The sequence below is a fragment of the Thalassotalea fonticola genome, from assembly GCF_032911225.1.
In the GTDB taxonomy this organism is placed as follows: domain Bacteria; phylum Pseudomonadota; class Gammaproteobacteria; order Enterobacterales; family Alteromonadaceae; genus Thalassotalea_A; species Thalassotalea_A fonticola.
In genome coordinates this window covers 2559345-2575846 of sequence record NZ_CP136600.1, presented here as the reverse complement: position 1 = coordinate 2575846, position 16502 = coordinate 2559345, and the positions used below count along the sequence as shown (strand labels likewise).

Here is a 16502-nt window from a genome sequence, read left to right as displayed (position 1 = left end):
TGTTACCCGTACTGTTAAATAAATTGCTCAAAGGAGAATAAGAAAATTAGTGTGAAAATAAAGAAAGCAAACAATGCATAGCACACCTTGTCGACCTTACCCGGCACTAAGTACCAGCCATTTTCTTTCGTCGCTTTATTACCGTCAGCAAAAGCCTGAATCTGACCTTTGACGGTATATGGAGAATAATTTTCCTGCTTACCGTCAATGGCTATACTGGCGATGATGGTTACCACTACGTTTATCGTAGCGCCAATTGCTGCGTACCATGGCCAGGCAACATCGGTATAAAGTGCTGTATAGGCAACGGCAATTACGCCAACAAAAGTACCCACTAATAATCCTCTCTCGCTAGCGTGCTTGGAGAAAAATCCTAAGCCAAACATACCTAGCTGTGCGCCGACAAAGTAAGAGCCGACCTTGCTTAATACTTCTAAAATAGAGCCGGTACTATGTAAATGGTACAAAATGGCTGGGAAAATGATGATAGCTGCCCAGATCACGGTAAATATTCGCGATACATTTAAATAATGTACCTCTGTTTCGTCAGGCTTAAAGTACTTTTTGTAAAAATCTATGGTGGATACGGTTGATAACGAGTTGAATGCCGAGTCTAAACTTGACATCGAAGCCGCCATCACGGCAGCGGCGATAATACCCATTAATCCTGGCATGCCATAATCAGCCGCAAATTCAAGAATGATGGTGTTCTCGTTCTCAAACGGCTTGCCCTGATAGTAGCTATAAAACAGGATCCCCATAATGATAAAGAAGAAGTAAACAAAAAATGCCAGGAAGCCCATCAGCAAATAAGATTTTTTGGCATCGCCGATGTTTTTCGCGGCAAGAGTGCGCTGTACCATCATCTGATTGGTACCGTACACTGTGATGTGATAGAGACTCATCGCCAAAACACCTGACCACACTGTGGTCACATTAGTAAAGTCCAAATCGAAGTTCAACGGGTTGGTTTTACCTTGCTCCTTTAATATCGCTAAGGTATCCATTACTGATGTGTCCATATTCTCGATCAATGCATACATAATGATGCCTGCACCGATAAACAAAATCCCCGATTGGATAACATCGGTCCAAATTACCGCAGTTATGCCCCCCATTACGGTATAGATCAACGCAATTACTGTTACTATTATAATGGCGGTGACAACCGGGATGCCGGTGATAAAACTGAGTACCAGAGACGTTGCGTACAATACCGCCGCTGAACTCATCGTTTGTGAAATTAGCCAGATCCCGGAAACCAGACCTCGGGCTTTTTTGCCAAAGCGTTTTTCCTGGTATTCATATATTGACGCAACACCGGCGTTATAAAAGAACGGGAAGAAAAAGGTGATCACCGCGATGATCACTAACGGATAGTTTAAATGAATGGCAATAACCGACAAGCCGTCTTTGTATGCCCAGGCCGGAGCGCCGAGAAATGTCATGGCACTGACATAAGTGGCTATAACTGAGATACCTATCGCCCACCATGGGGTTTGCTTTTGTCCTAAATAGAAATCATCTGCTGTGCTCACTTTTTTACTGATAACAAATCCAAGTAATAAGTTTGCCAGTATATAGACAATTAAAATAGTCCAATTCAGGGTTCCAAATTCAGTCATATAAAATATCTCTTATCGTTTTTGGCTAATGTCAGATTGCACAAGTTACATTATAGTGCAATACAGTTTGACTTCGGAGTCATTTAACAATAGCATTGTTTAAAATTATTTGAAAGAAGATATTTGCTAATTTTATTAAATTACGGAAATATAGCGACAATTTGCTAGTCTAAGTAATAATTAAGCTATTATTAATTAAATTTATAAATGACTTCAAATGCAAATAAATGGTGTTATTTTAAACAGCGGTGGAGCAGATATGACGATTGAACAACAAAACAAAGAGCTAATACAGGCCTATTATCATGCATTGGAGCAGGCTAATTCCGACACGACTGGTGCGGTATTGAGCCAGTACATGAGCGATGATTGCCAATGGTATGGTGTTCATCCATTTAATGAGCAAAAAGGGCCAGCAGCAGTTAACCAAACATTTTGGCAACCATTTTTGCAAGCATTCAAAAATGTACAGCGTCGTCAGGATGTCTTTATGGCAGGAACTAGTGCTAACGATGGCGCACACTGGGTTACCAGTATGGGGCATTTCATGGTGCAGTTTGATCAAGATTGGCTGGGAATACCACGCTCAGGTAGGGTCGCGATGATCCGTTATGCTGACTTTAACAGTATTAAAAATGGCAAAATTATCCGTTCAGGTTTCTTTATCGATATCATTGGGCTAATGAATCAAGTAGGCATCAACCCACTTCCACAATCAACAGGGCATTCATTCATTTACCCTGGCCCACGTACCCATGATGGTATTCAAATGCAAGATATCGATCCTGCTGAAGGCGAGAAGACTTTAGCATTGATTAATCAATTGATGGTTGATCTTGGCAAGTTAAACGAAACCGCAAATGACACTTATCCGCCAGAAATACTCGAAAAGACCTGGGCCAAAGATATGGTTTGGTATGGCCCCGCTGGTATTGGAGCTACTTATACCATCCCCAAATTTCAAGAACAGCATTCATATCCGTTCAGACAAGGGCTGAAGGATAAAGTGTTTAATGGTCATATTTGTCGTTATGCCGAGGGTAACTATGCGTGTTTCTTTGGCTGGCCAAACTTAACCAATACGCCGATTGGTGGTTTTCTCGGTCTACCTGGCGGTGATGTACGTGCCGATATGCGGGTAGTAGATGTGTACCGCCGTGAAGGCGATAAATTGATGGAAAACTGGGTATTGATTGATTTACCTTACTGGTTAAAACAGCAAGGTTTAGATATTCTTGAACGAAATCGTTTGTTACAGAATCCAGTCTAGTGCTAGTCATTTATTTGTGCAGTAAAAAGGGGAAGCAACTTGCTTCCCCTTTTAATGAATATGTGTGTAATGCGGAATTAGATTTTTCCAGTAAATTGTTGCTTCATCATCGCAAATACATCTAAGCCCATTTGCTTACACATATCGATAATATCAATTGCAACCCAGTTCTCTTTTAAATGTTCACCTTCTCGGCGCCAAATATCCATCACTCGAAGTGATAATTCTTTATTACATGGTGGTAAACCTAACCAACCACCAACTGAGTGAGTACCATGCATATGCGGCCAGCCGCCTGTTGCAACATAGTTACCATCAGCTATCAATGTCGCTTTATGATCAACACTACGATCTGGAAAACTAAAGACAAAAGGACCCTGATGGTTTGCTCTAAAGCCATCAATACCGCGAGTGGTTCCAATACCTGCTGGCCCATACCACATAAAATCGTTGTGCCAATAGTTTTGTAATTTCATACTTTCCAGCGATTTACCATCAAATCGACCTAACTCTTCTAACATGTCAACAACAAGTTGCTGAGATTTTTTAGACTCTGCTATGGTTACATTCTCTCTTGATAATCCATCCATTGTTGATGGCGGCATAACTAAGCCGGCATGCCCTAAACTTTTCCTTAGTGGATTAACACCAGCTTGGTTCATGGCATCAAGAAAATCTAGAATAATAAAACATTCTTTGATTTTATCATCTTCAAGTTGTACTAGTTCAGTGTAACGTAAGTACAAGGTCCTATTTGTCGCTGGAATGCCCAATAAATCGTTGGTAAACGTACCAACAAAATAACCAGTACTTGCCACCCATGCGCTGCCTTGGTAATCGCTTTCTATATTGATAAATGGTTTTCTTTCAATGTCGGGTAATGCTTGCGTAAGTGGCAGCCAGAATTTGCAGATAAGATCATCTTTGCCTAGAAGATCATTTATCGGCGCACTTACATGCCAATTGATATCGTCATGAATAAAATTTTGTAGTTGCTCGGGGGCAGCTTTAAGTTGCTGATACAGCTGATCAGTAATGGTTTGCATAACATTTCCTCCAAAGGTTAAACGTGGATATGGTCATTTATTTATCATAAGTTTTTTGCAGAATAATACTGTTTGACTTCGAAGTCAATGGTGGTAATATAAACTAAATTAAAAAAACTATAAACTCTGTTGTGTCAAACGATGCACGACAGCCAAACAGGAGGTTAGCAATGCCGCAAGATGTCCATTTAGCCCATAAACAACTGTTACAACCATTACGTAATGCTTTGTATGATTTTGATGAAACTGTCGTCAGTAGTGAGCTCGAGCATGCTTTTGCAAAAGATGCCAAGGTGAAACTGGCCTTTCCATTTGAAGACTTAGCTGGCGCTCAAGGGCTATTCGAGCAAGCTTATTTACCGCTTTATCGAGCGATCCCCGATTTGGAGCGTAGGGAAACTATCGTAATGGCTGGGGAAAGCGCTGATGGCAGTCACTGGCTTGGCTGTTGCGGTTATTATACTGGAAGTTTTGAAAAAAACTGGCTGGATATTCCGCCAACAGGACATCAGGTTGCGATGCGTTTCCACGAATTCTTCCGTATCGAAAATAATCAAGTGGTGGAAATGCAGGCGATTTGGGATATCCCTGAATTAATGATGCAAGCCAATGCCTGGCCTATGGTACCCAGTTTAGGCCGTGAATGGCATGTACCCGGGCCGGCCACACAAGATGGTTTATTGATGATGCCAAGAGATGATATTAATTCCCAGGCGAGCGCGCAATTGGTTAATGATATGTGTGTTGCGCTCGGTGAACATGCCGTTGGTGGGGTTGCCGCCATGCAACTTGATAAATACTGGCATCCGCGCTGTAGCTGGTATGGTCCTTCCGGTATCGGCACCGGGCGGGGCATTCAGGGCTTTCGCAATTGGCATCAAATTCCATTCTTAAACGCCATGCCTAATCGCATCGGCGATGTTGAGCAAGGATATTTATTTGCTGATGGTAATTATGTTGGCTTTACCGCCTGGCCGGGCATGAAAATGACCATCAGTCATGGTGGTTGGTTAGGGATCGCGCCATCAAATCAAAGTATTACCATGCGCAGCCTAGATTTTTGGCGCTGTGAAAATGGTTTGCTCAGAGAGAATTGGGTCTTGGTTGATTTACTGCATGTGTATCATCAGCTTGGCGTGGATGTTTTCGCGCGAATGAGAGAGTTTAATAAAGCCCGTCGTTAGTTGTAGGCATAATAAGAGCACCCTATGAGTGCTCTTATTATGCTGACAAAACGCCTATAGAAAGTACTGCTATCTGCAATACCAACTTGATTAAGTATGTGGTTTTTTTTATGAGATAAAGTGGATAATTACAAGGCATACAGAATTTATATCATCCATGATAATTCTAAGTTCATTCATCCGTGAATTAAAAATTTATAAGTAGTTTTTCTCGGCTTTGGCATCCTGCTTCGCTCTACCTGCAGCATCCATGCTTACGTACTTATGGATTTTATAAAGCAGTAGTTATTCGTTTTATCTCAGGCATCCATTCCTTCGGTTCTTAGAACTGCTTCGCAAAGAAGAATTGTTCCATACAATTCTTTAGCCATCAAAAATGATCAGATATTTATTCAATTTGGTATATTCTAAGTGGACGCCGTTGTTGCCTGTTGAAATGTTTGTTGTAGTTGCTGAGCACCTTGCAATAGAAAACTGTGATCAGAGCCCAATAAATAAAGACTGACGCCTTGTTCTAGCCATTGTGGTAGCTCGGTTAGATCACCAACAAACATGCCACAGGTTTTGTTATATTTTTTGCAGGCATCGACCACTTTTTGCACCGCTTCAATAACACTCGGGTGAGCAGCATCGGTTTGATTTAATGCCACCGTTAAATCCATACGTCCAATAAAAATGCAATCTATACCGTCTACCTGGCAAATGGCATCAATGTCGTTGACCGCCTCAATATCTTCAATTTGCGCTATCACACAAGTTTCTGTTTGATTAGCGGCTAAATTTTCTGGTAATTTCCTAGTGGTGTATCCGGCAAAACGGGTAGAGCCAGCATAGCCTCTCCCCTCGGGGCCAAAAAAGCACTTTTTAACCACACGTTGCGCTTGCTCGGCATTTAAAATATGCGGTAATACTACGCCATCAGCGCCCAAATCCAGAGCATTTAATATAGTGGCATTTTCGCTGTTTGGAATACGCACGACAACGGGCATTTGTTGTGATTTTGCCGCCAAAATACAAGTATCCAAATCGGCTCGATCAAACGCCGCGTGCTCGGCGTCTAAGCAGAGTAAATCTAGCTTAGTGTGGGCTAGTACTTCGGTATTATGAAAATGTGGCGTTTTGATAAATGTGCCCAGTAACGGCTTGTTTGCCGCTAAGGCTTGTTTTAAATTCATGATAATATTCCTAAAATTTAGTTGCTTGCACTTAACGACCAGATTGCAAATACCATTGAGTTAAGGCATTGGACACTTTGTCAGCCTGCTCTAACGGAGAAAAATGACCACACTGGCCAAGTAGCAATAGATCGCTATTCGGTAGCGCCGTATGCATATCAAACTGGTGCGCTGGCGGGCAAATTTTATCTTGTTGGCCACCGATAATTAAAATATCAGCACAGAGTCGTTGCAAAACCGTTAATGAGTCTGTTCTGTCTTCTAGCGCCATTACCTGAGCGGCAAAGCAGTCTGCACCTAATGATAATGCCATGTCAACAATGAGTTGCCGGTAGCTTTGTTGCTGTTGAAACAGATAATTAGGCATAAAGTCGGTGCCAATCAATGTCGATAACTTGCCTGTTTGGGCTTGTTGAATTTGCGTTGCGCGGCCGGCCTTGCGTTCAGGTAAATCGGCATGGCTATTCGAATTTATTAACGCCAGTTTGCCAATCAAGTGTGGGTGAGTTCTGGCAAGTTGCATGGCGACAATACCGCCCATAGAAAAGCCGATGAGCGCCGCCGGTTGATTTTTAGTGGCGGCAATAACCGATGCGGCCATCTCTTCCAAACTTGCTTCATCTGTAAACTGCACTACAGAAACGGAGTCACAGTGTTTTTTTAGGCAAGATATTTGTTGTTCAAACATAAGCCGGGTACACAAGGTACCTGGCAATATCAAGATAGGTAACGCACTCATTATGTTGTAAACCTAAATTAAGGTCGCTTAACAGAGTTGCCCTCAATTAAGGTACCGGTTATGACTCGCGTCTCGGGCGGCGAGTCAGGATTTTCAATGTGCTCTAACAACATATCTACAGCCGCTTTCGTTAATTGCTCAAGTGGCTGCTTGATGGTGGTTATTTGATAATTAAACCATGACGAAGAAGACACCCCGTCAAAACCTACTACTGACATATCATTGGGTACATCAATATTATGATGTTCTCTGGCTTCATCGATCACGCCTACGGCCATTATGTCATTACTGCAAATAATGGCATCTGGGGCAGGGTTTGATTTTAACCATTGTGCCAGGCAGTCACGACCCGACTGATAAGAATAATCACCGTAAAGAACGGAAACTTGCTGTTCACCATGTTTTTCAAGCTGCTTCAGTGCAATCTCTCTGCGCTCGGTGGCAACATCAGAGTCTTCGGGGCCGGAAATGACCAAATAGTTTTTCGGTTGGTTAAGCTTCAGCTCATTAACCAGTTGCTTGATCCCCAACTCATGATTACAACAAACAGTATTTGCCAGCGCATCAGGAACATTGCGGTTATAGAGTACAACCGGTATCTTATGTTCCTTAAACTTATCCAAGCTGTTGTGATCAAAATGAGCGGCAAGAGCGATAACGCCATCGACCTGGAAGGTCCATATTTGCTCAAACAGCTCATCGCCGCCTTCGGCATTGTCTAAAGTAAATAATAAAACTCGTTTGTTACGAGCCGCAAGTTGTTTACTAACTTGCGAGAGAACTTCCGGGTAATTCACGTTGGCGCGCGATGAAACTATAACCGCGACCATACCCGATTGTTTCGTTATCAGCATTCTGGCGATGGCATTTGGGCGGTAGCCCATTTTATTTGCGGTTGTCATCACTTTTTCTCGGGTTTTCTTAGAGACACTCAGTCCCGGTCGAAACACCCGCGATACTGCCGATTGCGACACGCCAGCTTCGCGTGCCACATCATAAGAAGTTACTCTTTTATCTTTAGTCAATGTTTATCCTTTATAGCGTCTTAACCTGATGTCTGCCTGCTCTTTATGTCCGGCAAAACCTTCAACCGCACATAACCTTGAGCAATATTCGCCAACAACAACCGATGCTTCCTCTGTCGCGCTTTGGAAAGTACAGGTTTTAATGAACTTTCCTACCCATAAACCGCCAGTATAGCGTGCTGCTTTACGAGTTGGAAGTGTATGATTGGTACCAATACATTTATCCCCGTAAGATACGTTGGTTTCAGGTCCCAAGAATAAGGCGCCAAAATTACGCATGTTTTCTTTAAAGTATGGGATATTCTTCGTCATTATCTGTACATGTTCAAAGGCTAAATCATTAGCAACTTCGATCATCTCTTCATAAGTGTCACAAACAATCACTTCACCATGGTCTTTCCAGGCCGCACCGGCGACCTCAGCGGTTGGTAAAATGGTTAACTGTCTTTCAACTTCAGCCAGGGTATCATTGGCTAAGGCTTCACTGTTAGTCAGCAAAATTGCTGGTGAGGTAGGTCCATGCTCAGCCTGACCAAGTAAGTCTGCTGCACATAATTCACCATCAACACTGTCATCAGCGATAACCAGTGTTTCAGTTGGCCCGGCAAATAAGTCAATACCGACACGACCAAATAACTGGCGCTTGGCTTCAGCAACAAAGGCGTTACCAGGGCCAACTATCATATCAACTGGTGCAATAGATTCGGTACCAACAGCCATCGCGGCGATCGCTTGAACACCACCAAAACAGTATATTTCATCGGCTCCTGCTAAGTCCATGGCAACGACAATTTCTGGTGAAGGCTTGCCACCAAACGGTGGTGCCGCTGCAATTACCCGTTTAACGCCGGCAACTTTCGCGGTAACCACGCTCATATGAGCCGAGGCAACCAGAGGGTATTTACCACCTGGTACGTAACAACCGACACTTTCCATGGCAATATGCTTATGACCGAGAGTAACCCCCGGCAAAGTTTCCACTTCCACGTCCTTCATTGAATCACGTTGAACTTGAGCAAAATTGCGTACTTGCGTTTGTGCCCATTTAATATCTTCAATTACACTGTCTTCGACTTGCGCATAACAAGCTTTGATTTCTTCATCACTCAATCTAAATGACTTCGGATTCCAATTGTCAAATTTTGTCGAATAATTGGCAACTGCTTTGTCACCATTATTTTCAATATCTTCGATAATAGTCTCGACAGTAGTCTTAACTTGTTGTAAAAACTCTTTTTTTTCTTGTTCCTGCTTGCCTTTTTTTAAGTGTCTGATCATTTTTTCATCTCCAGGTAAATTGAAATATACAAGTTTATTTTTCAGAAATTGCTTGAATATGAATCAATCCTACGCAATAATGACTTCGAATGCAATAGTGATTTTAGGATATTTAACAATGAGCTTTGATAAAGGGTTATTTACCAATAAAACGATTTTAGTGGCTGGTGCAGGTAAAGGCATCGGTTTGGCCTGCGCCGTCATGGCTGCAAAGTACGGTGCAAATGTTATCGCGGTCGCCCGAACTCAGGCAGATTTAGATAAGCTGATCAGCCTGTACCCAGAAAATATTAACGGCTGGGCTATGGATGTGAGCAGTGAGACGTTTTTTCAGCGGGTTAAAGATTTGCCGATTTTGCATGGCTTAGTAAATAATGCCGGCATTAATCGTGTTGGCCCAATGCAGGGACAAAGTAGTGAAAATATTGATGCGGTTATCGATTTAAACATTCGCACCTTATACAAGATTTCACAGGCGGCGATTACTCCTATGCTAAATGCTGATGGCGCAGCAATCGTCAATATGTCGTCGCAAATGGGCTTTGTTGGTTCCCCTAATCGCACCTTGTATTGCATGAGTAAACATGCTGTAGAAGGGGTTACGAAAGCGATGGCTGTAGAATTGGCTGAACATAATATTCGGGTTAATACTGTGGCACCAACTTTTGTCTTAACCCCAATGACCGCTCCAATGTTTGAAGATGAAGACTTTAAGAAATTTGTTTTCGACATGATACCGCTTGGCCGACTGGGCAAAGTTGAAGATATCGCCAACAGTTGCACATTTTTATTAAGTGATCTCGCCTCGATGATCACTGGCACCAGCATTAAAGTAGATGGTGGCTGGACCGCTCGTTAAGCGGTTTGTTACTGACAGATAAATAAAGTAATTAACTATGATAGGAAAGTTATTATGACACTCGAAAATAGATTAATCAGATATGCTGATTTAAAACCTTGTACCAATGCCTTTATCGACACTCGCAGTCCTGGCAGTGACAAGAAAGAAAACTTTACTCTGATCGGCCCTGGAGTTGCTGAAAACCCAGATCAGCATGTCCATATCTCGATCCCCCATGGCTTTAATATTGGCGGAGCTCGTCAACCGGCCGGTTGCTTAAACTCACAGCACAGCCATCTAACCGAAGAAGTGTTTGTTGTGCATAGTGGTACCTGGGCGTTTATTAGCGGGGTTAATGCCGATGACGGTAAAATTGTGTTAACCGAAGGAGATATTATCTCGATCCCGATGGATATTTTTCGCGGCTTTGAAAATGTTGGTGATGACATCGGCTATTTGCATGCAGTGTTAGGCGGTGATGATCCTGGCCGAGTGTTATGGGCACCACAAGTATTCGACCTTGCCGACCAATATGGCCTGATCCTAATGGAAGATGGCAGTTTGGTTGATACGACACTTGGGCAAAGCGTGCCCGCAGGTAAAAAATTGATGCCAGTTACTTCTGCAGAACAAATTGCTCAGCACCGTGTGGTTGACAGTGAAGCGATGGAGTCTATCGTGCAGCGCACCGATACATTTAACTGGACAAGCAATAATGCTCTGGCACAATTTGACGGAGTAGAAGAAGTTGCTTTGGTTGGTCCGGAAAATACTGCCGAAGACCTGCCTGCTGGAAAGTTAAACTGGTCGCATAAATTCGTAGTTCGAGGATTAAAAATGCAGCCGGCGGCCGTCGTTCCTGCTCATATCCGTGATGAAGAAGAAGTTATTTTCATCCAAAAGGGCCAGGTTGAGATCAGTGTCGATGGCGAATCGGTAGTGCTTGGCAAAGGGGACACCTTTACCACGCCAATTGGCGCTACCCGTAGCTTTGCCCAAACCGGTGAACAAGAATGTATATTATACATTACCCGTCGTAACGATAAGCCTCAAGCACCTAAATTTGTTTAGTTGATGTGGAGGTCGCGGCAAACTTAAACTGAGTCTGCCGCTCATTTAATCGTTATTCACCGCAGAGCGTAACTCGGGGTATTTCTAGCACATAAAGGGATAAATAAAGACAAAAGAATGGATTCAAAATCTAGCTATATTTAACAGCTTCTAGTCAAGAAAAGTGTATCGTTTTATGAATATAAGTAAAATTAAACGTGATAATGAATTATACAACTTGGTATTAACCGGCTTGATTTCATTAAAATTTGAACAACAGTTCGCAAAAGTTAGCAAATTAGCTGCAGGTGAGACAATTTATTTAGGTAAATGGTTAAAAAGGGCGAAGAAGAAAAAACTCTTTTCTAAGCTTTTAGCTGGTGATATCGATAATTTTTTAAATTTATATGCCGTTAAAGGTAGAAATGCTGGTTTAGCCTCGGTCTTTAATGAGATATATGTGGATTATCGAACGGCTAAATATGTGCCAAGAGATCATATGCTTACGCCCAAATCAAGGTTCGATAACGCGATGCAAACATTATCAGCAGATGGCTGGTCATTAAAGTTACCAATAACCGAGGATTTCAGCAGAGAAAACCCCTATAGGGCAACAAGCCCAAAGGAAATTTTCACCAGTGATCTGCTATGGAACGGCGCCTTTAATGAAGCGCAAGAGCTTACCAAACCATTGAGTATTTTTATGGTATCTAACCCCCAAGAGGTCATTGATTGTCTATATTTGAATGGATTTCTTCTGATCAAAGGCATTTCTTTTTATGATCAGCAGCGAACTTCCTATAATGAATATACCTTATTTCCTAATAACAGATGTTCTGGTGATATTGCTAAACCGTCAAAAATGTTCAATTAATATCCTATTGCCATATCGTCCTGCACATTTCGCTGGTACCGTGAAGAACACCTGCTGTTTGTAGTGGTATAACAATTGTAGTGCGTTAACGAAAATAGGATAAGACGAAGCAGAGGACGTAGAAAGTTCCATTCGTATGGTTCACGTGAAGATATTAGCGACAAAGTAACTGTCTAAAACATCAACAAACCAATACAGCTATAAAACATATGAAAATGAAAACATACAAAACGATAAAACGAGATAAGAACAACCTTGGCCTAAGTTGTTTGCTTGGGATAATATTCACTCTACAAAGCGGGCTATTATTAGCCGGCAATTTTATTGAGCCCGATGATAAGTATATTCAATATACTGGGCGGATGGATTTTGTTAACCCAAAGCAGCCGTTAATCAGTTGGCCAGGCACTTCAATCAAAGCCAAGTTCACTGGCAAGACACTAAAAATAAAATTGGATGATCAAGAAGGTAACAACTACTTTAATGTAATTATTGATGGCAATGATCAATTCCCGCATGTATTGCATGCCAAGCAAGGTAGCCACGTTTACCCTATCGCTTTTTATTTGCAAGACGGCGAACACATAGTAGAGCTCTATAAACGTACCGAAGGGCATGAAGGCTCGACCAAATTTCTCGGCTTAGAGCTAGCCGATAATGGCAAGTTACTCAACCCGCCCACTAGGCCAATAAGAAAGATAGCATTTTTCGGCGATTCCATCACCAGCGGCCAAGGAAATGAAGCCGCTGATAATAGTGGTGATCTGGATTTATCCGAAAAGAACAATTATCTGTCCTATAGTTCGATCACTGCTCGAAAGTTAAATGCCGAACACCATACAGTGTCTCTTAGTGGTATTGGTATTATGCTTAGTTGGTTTGATTTTACCATGCCAGAGTATTTTGATCAGGTTAATGGCGCAGGCAATAACAAAAGCCACTGGGACTTCTCTAGCTGGACACCAGATATAGTCGTTATTAATCTATTTCAGAATGATAGTTGGCTGGTTAAAGACCCTAAACGCATCTCTCCTATGCCAAACTCCGAGCAAATTATTCAAGCTTATGTAGATTTCGTTTATACAGTTAGTCAACGCTATCCAAATAAACCCATTATTTGTGCTCTAGGAAGTATGGATATTACTAAACAAGGCTCTAACTGGCCGGGCTATGTCAAAACGGCTGTAGCACGAATTAAACAAATGGATAGCAAAGCTAATATTGACACTGTCCTTTTTGAGCATACCGGCTATAAAAAGCATCCAAGAGTAAATCAGCACCAGCGCAATGCTGAAAAATTAACTGAATTTATTAAGGGTAAAATGGGGTGGTAGTTTTTTCGTTGTGATTGAACATTAAAAATTTAATCCAAATCTACTTTCAATTCCCACCCACTAACTGAATTTCACCAAAATATTTAATATCTTCAATGCACTTATCTAGTGATTTTCTGGCACCACCTTGGTGCACCTTTATGGTGCCTTTTTGTTGAGTGATATTTAATCCTTTGTTTTTTAAAGATAAATAAAGTTGGTACGCAACTTGTAACCCTATTGGTCAGCTTATAAATAGGGGGCGAAATGAAAATAATTAACGCAATAATAAAACCATTCAAACTAGATGACGTTAGAGAAGCAATCTCTGAAGTTGGCGTAGAAGGCTTAACCGTTTCAGAAGTTCGCGGTTTTGGTCGCCAAAAAGGTCACACTGAATTATACCGTGGTGCTGAGTACCAGGTAGACTTTTTACCAAAAGTAAAATTAGAAATCGCAGTTAAAGCCGATGACGTTGACCGTATCATTGAAGCTATCAGCAAGTCTGCCCACACCGGTAAAATTGGTGACGGTAAAATTTTTGTATACGACCTTGAGTCAGCAGTACGTATTCGTACTGGTGAACTTGATGTTGCAGCACTTTAATAGGGGATTGAACAATGGAAGAATTAGCAACATTAACAACAACAGTCTCTGAATTGAGATTTGCATTAGATACATTTTACTTTTTAATATCTGGCGCATTAGTAATGTGGATGGCAGCAGGCTTTGCCATGTTAGAAGCGGGTTTAGTTCGCTCTAAAAACACCACTGAAATTTTAACTAAGAACATCTGCTTGTATTCAATTGCTTGTGTAATGTTTTTATTAGTCGGTTATAACATCATGTATGTTGATAACCCTGAAGGCGGAATTTTACCAAGTATCGCTGGTTTAATTGGTACGCAAGCAGAAGGTGCTGACCATTCATTAGAATCAGACTTCTTCTTCCAGGTAGTATTCGTTGCAACAGCAATGTCTATTGTTTCTGGTGCGGTTGCTGAGCGTATGAAACTTTGGGCTTTCTTAATATTCACAGTAGTACTAACTGGCTTTATTTATCCAGTTGAAGGTTACTGGACTTGGGGTGGTGGTTTCTTGTCTGAAGCTGGTTTCTCTGACTTTGCCGGTTCTGGTATTGTACATATGGCTGGTGCCGCTGCTGCTTTAGCAGGTGTGTTATTACTTGGTGCTCGTAAAGGTAAGTACGGTAAAAATGGTGAAATTTATCCAATTCCTGGTTCAAACATGCCACTTGCTACATTAGGTACATTTATTTTATGGATGGGTTGGTTCGGCTTTAACGGTGGTTCTCAATTACTTCTATCTGATGCTGAGAATGCAACAGCAGTAGGTCAAATCTTCTTAAATACCAATGCCGCCGCAGCAGCAGGTGCAGTAGCAGCTTTATTATTAAATAAAGCTATCTGGGGTAAAGCAGATTTAACTATGATTTTGAACGGTGCATTAGCAGGTCTGGTAACAATTACTGCAGACCCTCTATCTCCATCTCCTATGTTTGCTAGTTTAATTGGTGCGTTAGGTGGTGTATTAGTAGTGTTCTCAATTACTTCTTTAGACAAGTTAAAAATCGATGATCCAGTAGGTGCTATCTCTGTTCACGGTGTGGTTGGTTTCTTTGCTCTTATGGTTGTGCCATTTAGCAACGGTGATGCAACATTTGGTGCGCAACTTTACGGTGCATTCATTATCTTCGCTTGGGTATTTGGAGCTAGTATCGTAGTTTGGTATGCATTGAAGAAAACAATGGGTATCCGAGTTAGCGATGAAGATGAATACAACGGTGTAGATAAAGTAGACTGTGGTATTGAAGCTTACCCAGAGTTTGTATCTCTTAAAAGTTAATATATAAACCTGAAATTATGTTTATATTAAAAAGGAGCCTGATGGCTCCTTTTTACTTTTAGAAACGACAATTTTATCTGATTAAATGACTACCCGTAGAAGTGTACGTCTTGTAAATGGATTCCCACCTTCGTGGGAATGACAGGTGGGTTAAGTAATGGCTAGAGGAATAACAGGTGAAAAGAGAAACGAGAAAAACAGATCCCGAAACAAGTTGAGGGAATAATGTTTTTACCACTTCCTTAATTTATTTCAGCATCTCTTGTTTTGTTTGAGGTTATACCACACCTAACTCACGTAGGCGTTCCATTAAGTAACTGTGTTGAGTATGACGCTCTGACAATACCACTTCACTTCTTGGATGAAGAAACAACGGCAGTGAAATTCTAGATTTACTCGCATCAGTGCCTTCAGGATTAATTACTCTGTGACTCGTTGATGGAAAGTAACCACCCGATGCTTCTTGTAGCATATCACCAATATTAATAATCAAATTACCAAAATCAGAAGGCACATCCAACCATTCACCATTACTTAATTGCACCTGTAAACCAGGCTCATTAGCGGCAGGAAGAATGGTCAATAAATTAATGTCTTCATGCGCAGCCGCTCGTATTGCGCCAAGCTCTTCATCACCTGCGATAGGCGGGTAATGTAACACTCTTAACAGTGTGTTCGGGGTATCCAAGATCATATTGGACAGTGGTTCTGAATAAAGCTTTGCAACATCGGCTGGGCTGTACTTTTCAACCCAGTCAAGCAATTCACCGGCTAAATTTGATGCCAATTCATAATAATTAAGAATTTCAGCTTTCAACTCTGCAGGAATTCGCCCCCAAGGATAAACATGATAATATTCTTTTATATCTTTTTGTTGATGACCTTTCGCTGTTTCTGAGATATCTGTGCTAAAAAAACCATCTTGCTTTTTTGGATCAAAGGCATATTGCTCTTTATCCCCATGTGAAAAAAACTGTTGCCAATTTTTATAAATAGATTCGACTAACTCTTTCTTAATTGGGTGGTTTACCAGTACACCAAAGCCTGTCTCTCTTAGTGAAGCAACAAACGTTTCACCGGCATCTTTTGCTTGGTAATCGACAACTTGCATATTTTTTTCCTATAAAATTTCTCTGAATAAATTGTAGCTTATTTTTATTACATTTATCTGGTTTTTAAATTGCTCCATATCGGTGTAAATGCTATGTTAGCCACAA

15 protein-coding genes are annotated in these 16502 nt (G+C 41.4%); 8 read left to right on the top strand and 7 right to left on the bottom strand.

Going from position 1 to position 16502, the window contains the following annotated elements; all coding sequences use genetic code 11:
- Positions 1-14: 14 nt before the first annotated feature.
- Positions 15-1625: a sodium:solute symporter gene (locus RI844_RS10355; RefSeq protein WP_348394599.1), complete on the bottom strand. Its 1611-nt coding sequence runs from the start codon at positions 1623-1625 to the stop codon at positions 15-17.
- 259 nt (positions 1626-1884) lie between these two features.
- On the opposite strand from RI844_RS10355, the gene RI844_RS10350 reads away from it, so the two are divergent.
- Entirely contained in the window at positions 1885-2895 is a 1011-nt protein-coding gene (locus RI844_RS10350; protein ID WP_348398339.1) for a nuclear transport factor 2 family protein, read from the top strand.
- Between the two features lie 77 nt (positions 2896-2972).
- Here RI844_RS10350 and RI844_RS10345 read toward each other — a convergent pair whose 3' ends face one another.
- Positions 2973-3941 carry an ester cyclase gene (locus RI844_RS10345; protein WP_348394598.1) on the bottom strand — a complete coding sequence of 323 codons (969 nt, stop codon included), beginning with the start codon at positions 3939-3941 and terminating at the stop codon, positions 2973-2975.
- 170 nt (positions 3942-4111) lie between these two features.
- On the opposite strand from RI844_RS10345, the gene RI844_RS10340 reads away from it, so the two are divergent.
- A complete protein-coding gene (locus RI844_RS10340) occupies positions 4112-5125 on the top strand; it encodes an ester cyclase (protein ID WP_348394597.1) in 1014 nt (337 codons plus the stop codon).
- Between the two features lie 407 nt (positions 5126-5532).
- Here RI844_RS10340 and RI844_RS10335 read toward each other — a convergent pair whose 3' ends face one another.
- From RI844_RS10335 to hisD, 4 genes are read right to left on the bottom strand one after another with little or no spacing between them, the layout of a single operon-like run.
- Positions 5533-6300, bottom strand: a complete 768-nt coding sequence (locus tag RI844_RS10335; protein ID WP_348394596.1) for an HpcH/HpaI aldolase family protein — start codon at positions 6298-6300, stop codon at positions 5533-5535.
- A gap of 31 nt (positions 6301-6331) precedes the next feature.
- A complete protein-coding gene (locus RI844_RS10330) occupies positions 6332-7039 on the bottom strand; it encodes an alpha/beta fold hydrolase (RefSeq protein ID WP_348394595.1) in 708 nt (235 codons plus the stop codon).
- 17 nt (positions 7040-7056) lie between these two features.
- A complete protein-coding gene (locus RI844_RS10325; RefSeq protein ID WP_348394594.1) occupies positions 7057-8064 on the bottom strand; it encodes a LacI family DNA-binding transcriptional regulator in 1008 nt (335 codons plus the stop codon).
- Positions 8065-8067: 3 nt separating this feature from the next.
- A complete protein-coding gene (hisD, locus tag RI844_RS10320; RefSeq protein WP_348394593.1) occupies positions 8068-9342 on the bottom strand; it encodes a histidinol dehydrogenase in 1275 nt (424 codons plus the stop codon).
- A gap of 118 nt (positions 9343-9460) precedes the next feature.
- Here hisD and RI844_RS10315 point away from each other — a divergent pair, with 118 nt between their 5' ends.
- The 6 genes from RI844_RS10315 (at position 9461) to RI844_RS10290 (ending at position 15285) form a co-directional block, all read left to right on the top strand.
- Complete coding sequence (locus tag RI844_RS10315; RefSeq protein ID WP_348394592.1) at positions 9461-10201, top strand: SDR family NAD(P)-dependent oxidoreductase; 741 nt, start codon at positions 9461-9463, stop codon at positions 10199-10201.
- Between the two features lie 51 nt (positions 10202-10252).
- Positions 10253-11254: a cupin domain-containing protein gene (locus RI844_RS10310; RefSeq protein WP_405054484.1), complete on the top strand. Its 1002-nt coding sequence runs from the start codon at positions 10253-10255 to the stop codon at positions 11252-11254.
- Positions 11255-11429: 175 nt separating this feature from the next.
- A complete protein-coding gene (locus RI844_RS10305) occupies positions 11430-12107 on the top strand; it encodes a DUF2913 family protein (RefSeq protein ID WP_348394590.1) in 678 nt (225 codons plus the stop codon).
- Positions 12108-12322: 215 nt separating this feature from the next.
- Positions 12323-13441 carry an SGNH/GDSL hydrolase family protein gene (locus RI844_RS10300; protein WP_348394589.1) on the top strand — a complete coding sequence of 373 codons (1119 nt, stop codon included), beginning with the start codon at positions 12323-12325 and terminating at the stop codon, positions 13439-13441.
- Positions 13442-13687: 246 nt separating this feature from the next.
- Complete coding sequence (locus RI844_RS10295) at positions 13688-14026, top strand: P-II family nitrogen regulator (protein WP_348394588.1); 339 nt, start codon at positions 13688-13690, stop codon at positions 14024-14026.
- Positions 14027-14040: 14 nt separating this feature from the next.
- Positions 14041-15285 carry an ammonium transporter gene (locus RI844_RS10290; RefSeq protein WP_348394587.1) on the top strand — a complete coding sequence of 415 codons (1245 nt, stop codon included), beginning with the start codon at positions 14041-14043 and terminating at the stop codon, positions 15283-15285.
- A gap of 277 nt (positions 15286-15562) precedes the next feature.
- Here RI844_RS10290 and RI844_RS10285 read toward each other — a convergent pair whose 3' ends face one another.
- Positions 15563-16396, bottom strand: coding sequence for a 2OG-Fe(II) oxygenase family protein (locus RI844_RS10285; protein WP_348394586.1), 834 nt, complete (start codon positions 16394-16396; stop codon positions 15563-15565).
- Positions 16397-16502 lie beyond the last annotated feature (106 nt).

What these genes read in the sequence shown, in the direction of transcription:
- RI844_RS10345 (WP_348394598.1), bottom strand. Translation starts at nt 3,941, where the DNA reads ATGCAAACCATTACTGATCAGCTGTATCAGCAACTTAAAGCTGCCCCC.
- RI844_RS10295 (WP_348394588.1), top strand. Translation starts at nt 13,688, where the DNA reads ATGAAAATAATTAACGCAATAATAAAACCATTCAAACTAGATGACGTT.
- hisD (WP_348394593.1), bottom strand. Translation starts at nt 9,342, where the DNA reads ATGATCAGACACTTAAAAAAAGGCAAGCAGGAACAAGAAAAAAAAGAG.
- RI844_RS10330 (WP_348394595.1), bottom strand. Translation starts at nt 7,039, where the DNA reads ATGAGTGCGTTACCTATCTTGATATTGCCAGGTACCTTGTGTACCCGG.
- RI844_RS10335 (WP_348394596.1), bottom strand. Translation starts at nt 6,300, where the DNA reads ATGAATTTAAAACAAGCCTTAGCGGCAAACAAGCCGTTACTGGGCACA.
- RI844_RS10285 (WP_348394586.1), bottom strand. Translation starts at nt 16,396, where the DNA reads ATGCAAGTTGTCGATTACCAAGCAAAAGATGCCGGTGAAACGTTTGTT.
- RI844_RS10350 (WP_348398339.1), top strand. Translation starts at nt 1,885, where the DNA reads ATGACGATTGAACAACAAAACAAAGAGCTAATACAGGCCTATTATCAT.
- RI844_RS10290 (WP_348394587.1), top strand. Translation starts at nt 14,041, where the DNA reads ATGGAAGAATTAGCAACATTAACAACAACAGTCTCTGAATTGAGATTT.
- RI844_RS10300 (WP_348394589.1), top strand. Translation starts at nt 12,323, where the DNA reads ATGAAAACATACAAAACGATAAAACGAGATAAGAACAACCTTGGCCTA.
- RI844_RS10305 (WP_348394590.1), top strand. Translation starts at nt 11,430, where the DNA reads ATGAATATAAGTAAAATTAAACGTGATAATGAATTATACAACTTGGTA.
- RI844_RS10355 (WP_348394599.1), bottom strand. Translation starts at nt 1,625, where the DNA reads ATGACTGAATTTGGAACCCTGAATTGGACTATTTTAATTGTCTATATA.
- RI844_RS10340 (WP_348394597.1), top strand. Translation starts at nt 4,112, where the DNA reads ATGCCGCAAGATGTCCATTTAGCCCATAAACAACTGTTACAACCATTA.
- RI844_RS10315 (WP_348394592.1), top strand. Translation starts at nt 9,461, where the DNA reads ATGAGCTTTGATAAAGGGTTATTTACCAATAAAACGATTTTAGTGGCT.